This is a genomic window from Kitasatospora sp. NPDC091257 (genome assembly GCF_044757675.1).
In the GTDB taxonomy this organism is placed as follows: Bacteria; Actinomycetota; Actinomycetes; order Streptomycetales; family Streptomycetaceae; genus Kitasatospora; species Kitasatospora lactacystinica.
Genome location: NZ_JBIVVI010000957.1, coordinates 1 through 3,587, shown reverse-complemented (window position 1 = coordinate 3,587; position 3,587 = coordinate 1). Strand labels below are relative to the sequence as shown.

General features: G+C 70.1%; 4 protein-coding genes. 2 read left to right on the top strand and 2 right to left on the bottom strand.

From position 1 onward, the window contains the following. Nucleotides 1–153: 153 nt before the first annotated feature. Entirely contained in the window at nucleotides 154–1,593 is a 1,440-nt protein-coding gene (locus tag ACIQOV_RS32720; protein WP_401054350.1) for an amino acid permease, read from the bottom strand. Nucleotides 1,594–1,858: 265 nt separating this feature from the next. Continuing rightward, on the bottom strand, nucleotides 1,859–2,095 hold the full coding sequence (locus ACIQOV_RS32715; RefSeq protein WP_401054349.1) for a hypothetical protein: 237 nt from the start codon (nucleotides 2,093–2,095) through the stop codon (nucleotides 1,859–1,861). Nucleotides 2,096–2,241: 146 nt separating this feature from the next. Here ACIQOV_RS32715 and ACIQOV_RS32710 point away from each other — a divergent pair, with 146 nt between their 5' ends. Both ACIQOV_RS32710 and ACIQOV_RS32705 read left to right on the top strand, forming a co-directional pair. Next, a complete protein-coding gene (locus ACIQOV_RS32710; protein WP_401054347.1) occupies nucleotides 2,242–3,261 on the top strand; it encodes a Ku protein in 1,020 nt (339 codons plus the stop codon). Nucleotides 3,262–3,317: 56 nt separating this feature from the next. Beyond that, nucleotides 3,318–3,587: hypothetical protein (locus ACIQOV_RS32705; RefSeq protein WP_401054345.1), on the top strand; the 270-nt coding region annotated here is incomplete at its 3' end.

Sequence of the window (3,587 nt, the reverse complement as noted above, 5' to 3'; positions counted from 1 at the left end):
GGGGAGCGCTCGTGGGGGAGCGTCATGCCCTGGTATCCCCGTTGACGTGCCTTGGTCAAACGAGAGGGATGGGTGGCGGGCCGGGAACGGCGCCGGGCCCGGGAGCCTTCGCAACGGCTCCCGGGCCCGGCGTTCCCGCGCGGGGCGGGCGGGTCAGGAGCCCGCCGCCACCGCGGCCCGCCGCCGTCGGCCCACCACGGCCGAGGCCGCCAGCACGATGGCTGCGGCGACCAGCGACAGGTACATCTGCTTGCGCCCGTCGGCGTCGGTGAACATGTACGCCATGACGAACCCGATCATGCCCATGGCCGTCCAGGTCAGGTACGGGTACAGCCACATCCGGACGGTGTGCCGCTCGGGCATCTCGCGCTCGATGATCTTCCGCATCCGCAGCTGGGTGGCGCAGATCACCAGCCAGACGAAGAGCGCCACGGCGCCGGAGGAGTTGAGCAGGAAGGCGAACACGGTGTCCGGCGAGGTGTAGTTGAAGAAGACCGCGACGAAGCCGAAGACCACCGAGGAGAGGATGGCCACCCGCGGCACGCCGCGCGAGGTCACGGTGGCGAAGGCCTTGGGCGCGTCCCCGCGCTGGCCGAGCGAGAAGGCCATCCGGGAGGCGGTGTACATCCCGGAGTTGAGGCAGGACAGCACCGCCGTCAGCACGATCACGTCCATCACCTGGCCGGCGCCCGAGATGCCGATGTGGTCCAGCACCGCCACGTACGGGCTGGCCTTCACGTCGGCGGAGTCCCACGGGAGCAGGGTGACCACGAGCAGGATCGAGCCCAGGTAGAAGATCCCGATGCGCCAGATGACGCTGTTGGTGGCCTTGCTGACCGCCTTCTCCGGGTCCTCCGACTCGCCGGCGGCCAGGGTGACGATCTCGCTGCCCATGAAGGCGAAGACCACGGTGAGCATACCGGTGAACACCGCGCCCACCCCGTGCGGCAGGAAGCCGCCGTGACCGGTGAGGTTGCTGGCGCCGACCGCGTGGGTGCCCGGCAGCAGACCGAAGGCGGCGAGGGTGCCGATCACCAGGAACGCGGCGATCGCGACCACCTTGATCCCGGCGAACCAGAACTCGAACTCGCCGTAGGAGGCGACCGAGAAGAGGTTGGTGGCGGTCAGCACCGCCATCACTATCAGCGCCCAGCCCCACTGCGGCACGCCGGGCACCCAGTTGTTGAGGATCTTCGCGCCGGCGGTCGCCTCGACCGCGAGCACCACGACCCAGAAGAACCAGTACAGCCAGCCGATGGAGAAGCCGGCCCAGCGGCCGAGCGCGCGGTCCGCGTACGCCGAGAAGGAGCCGCTCTGCGGGTCGGCCGCGGCCATCTCGCCGAGCATCCGCATCACGAGCACGACCAGCGCGCCGGCCAGCGCGTACGAGAGCAGGATGCCCGGGCCGGTGGTCGCGATGCCCGCGCCGGAGCCGACGAAGAGGCCGGCGCCGATCACGCCGCCGATGGCGATCATCGACAGGTGGCGGTTCTTGAGTCCGGCCTTCAGGTGGCCGTCGCCGCCCTCTCCGGTCGGACTCGGCTGGTGGGGGAGCCTGGTGGCCGTCGTGGGCTTGGTGGTGTCCGCACTCATCAAGGTGCCCTGTGCCTTTCCAGCGCGGTGTGACCCTCGACTCGTCGCGCCGGAGGGTGGGGGACTTGCCCGCGCATTGCGTCGCAACCTAACTTCTACGCCCGAGTATCGGAACAATGCTTTGATAACTGTTCGCTTACCGGACGTAAAAAGCCTGGTCAGGGTGGGTGGAAAGGTGGCATGGAAACCTCAGATCTGACGCATGGTCAGTATTCGAAAAGGTTGCCAAGCTCTGTTGGGGCTCAAATCGCCCGCACCTGCGCGGTCAGATCGGCCGCGCGTCGAGGACGGTGATCGCGGCCCCGTCCGCCGGTCGCCCGGTCAGCCGGGCGGCCAGGATCCGGGGGATGTCCTCCTCCTGCGAGTATCCGGGCAGGACGGTCACCTCCGCGCGCCGTGTGCCGGGCTCGCCCCGCACCGCGTACGTCACCAGGTAGCCGTACCGCTCCGGCGGCGGCGCCTGGTCCCGGTCCTGCCGGCCCTGCCGGCTCCGGACGGTCATCCGCATCGACCTCCTCGGCCCATTGTCGGCGCGGTGTGGACGATCCGCGCGAATCCGGGCAGAGTGGGACTCTCGGGGCATGCCGTAGGAGCATCCCGAGCGTGCTCGGCGCCGGCCGGTTCCCGGCGCCGGTCAGGAGCGACCCCATGCAGACCACCTGGAAGGGGACGATCAGCTTCGGGCTGGTCAGCATCCCCGTCCACCTGTACTCCGCGACCCAGGAGCACGACGTCCCGCTGCACCAGGTGCACGCCAAGGACGGCGGCCGGGTGCGGATGAAGCGGTACTGCGAGCAGGAGGAGAAGGAGGTCCCGTACGCGGAGATCGCCAAGGGGTACGAGTCCCCCGACGGGCGGACCGTGACGCTCTCCGACGAGGACCTCGCCGACCTGCCGCTGCCCAGCAAGAAGATCATCGACGTGCTGGCCTTCGTGGACGAGGGCGAGATCGATCCGCTGATGTTCTCCAAGGCCTACTACGTGGGCGTCGCCGACAAGGCCGCCGCCAAGCCGTACGCGCTGCTGCGCGACGCGCTCACCGAGTCCGGACAGATCGCCGTCACCAAGATCGCGCTGCGCACCCGGGAGTCGCCCGCGGTGCTGCGGGTGCACGACAACACCCTGGTGCTCCAGACCTGCATCTGGCCCGACGAGGTCCGCCCGGTGGCCGGCATCGCGCCCGAGGGGGACGTCACCGTCCGGCCGCAGGAGCTCAAGATGGCGCGGTCGCTGATGGACACCCTCTCCGAGGACTTCGACCTGGCCCAGCTCCACGACGACTACCAGCAGGCGCTGCAGCAGGTGATCACCGCGCGGCTGGAGGGCGTGGAGGTCCCGCACGAGGAGGAGCCGGGCGAGGCGCCGGACAACGTGATCGACCTGATGGAGGCGCTGCGCAGCAGCCTCAAGCAGGCCAAGGGCGGGCGGGGCGCCGGAGCCGAGGGTGCCGGAGCCGGGGACGTCGACGCCGGGGAGGAGCCCGCGCCGCGCAAGCGCGCCCCGGCGAGGAAGACCGCCCCGAAGGCGGGCCCGAAGTCCGCCGAGAAGTCCGCCGAGAAGACCTCCGCGAAGGCCTCCGCGAAGACCTCCGGGACAGGCGCCACGAGGAGTCCGGCGGCGAAGAGGACCGCCACCCGGAAGTCCTCGGCCCCCCGCAAGGCCTCCTGACCCTCCCGGGTCAGGCGTTCCTCCCATCCAGCCGTCCAGCCTTGGAGGCGATCCCGATGGACCTGCTGACGTACCAGGAAGTCGAAGCCCAGGCCGACGCCGCCGCGGGTCCCGAAGCCCGCAGGGCCCAGGGTTTCGGGCACCGCGTCTGGCACTGGCTGCTCAGTCTGAGCCCCACCGTGGTGACGTTCATGATCGCGCTCTCGATCGGCCTCTGCATGGTCGCCGTCCAGGTGAGCCTGCTGCCGGTGCTGATACCGATGGCGATCTTCTGGGGCCTGACGCTCATCGCGATGGGCGGCGTGATCGCCCGCTGGATGACCCCC

Coding starts and splice junctions, on each gene's coding strand:
- ACIQOV_RS32720 (WP_401054350.1), bottom strand. CDS start 1,593: ATGAGTGCGGACACCACCAAGCCCACGACGGCCACCAGGCTCCCCCAC.
- ACIQOV_RS32715 (WP_401054349.1), bottom strand. CDS start 2,095: ATGACCGTCCGGAGCCGGCAGGGCCGGCAGGACCGGGACCAGGCGCCG.
- ACIQOV_RS32710 (WP_401054347.1), top strand. CDS start 2,242: ATGCAGACCACCTGGAAGGGGACGATCAGCTTCGGGCTGGTCAGCATC.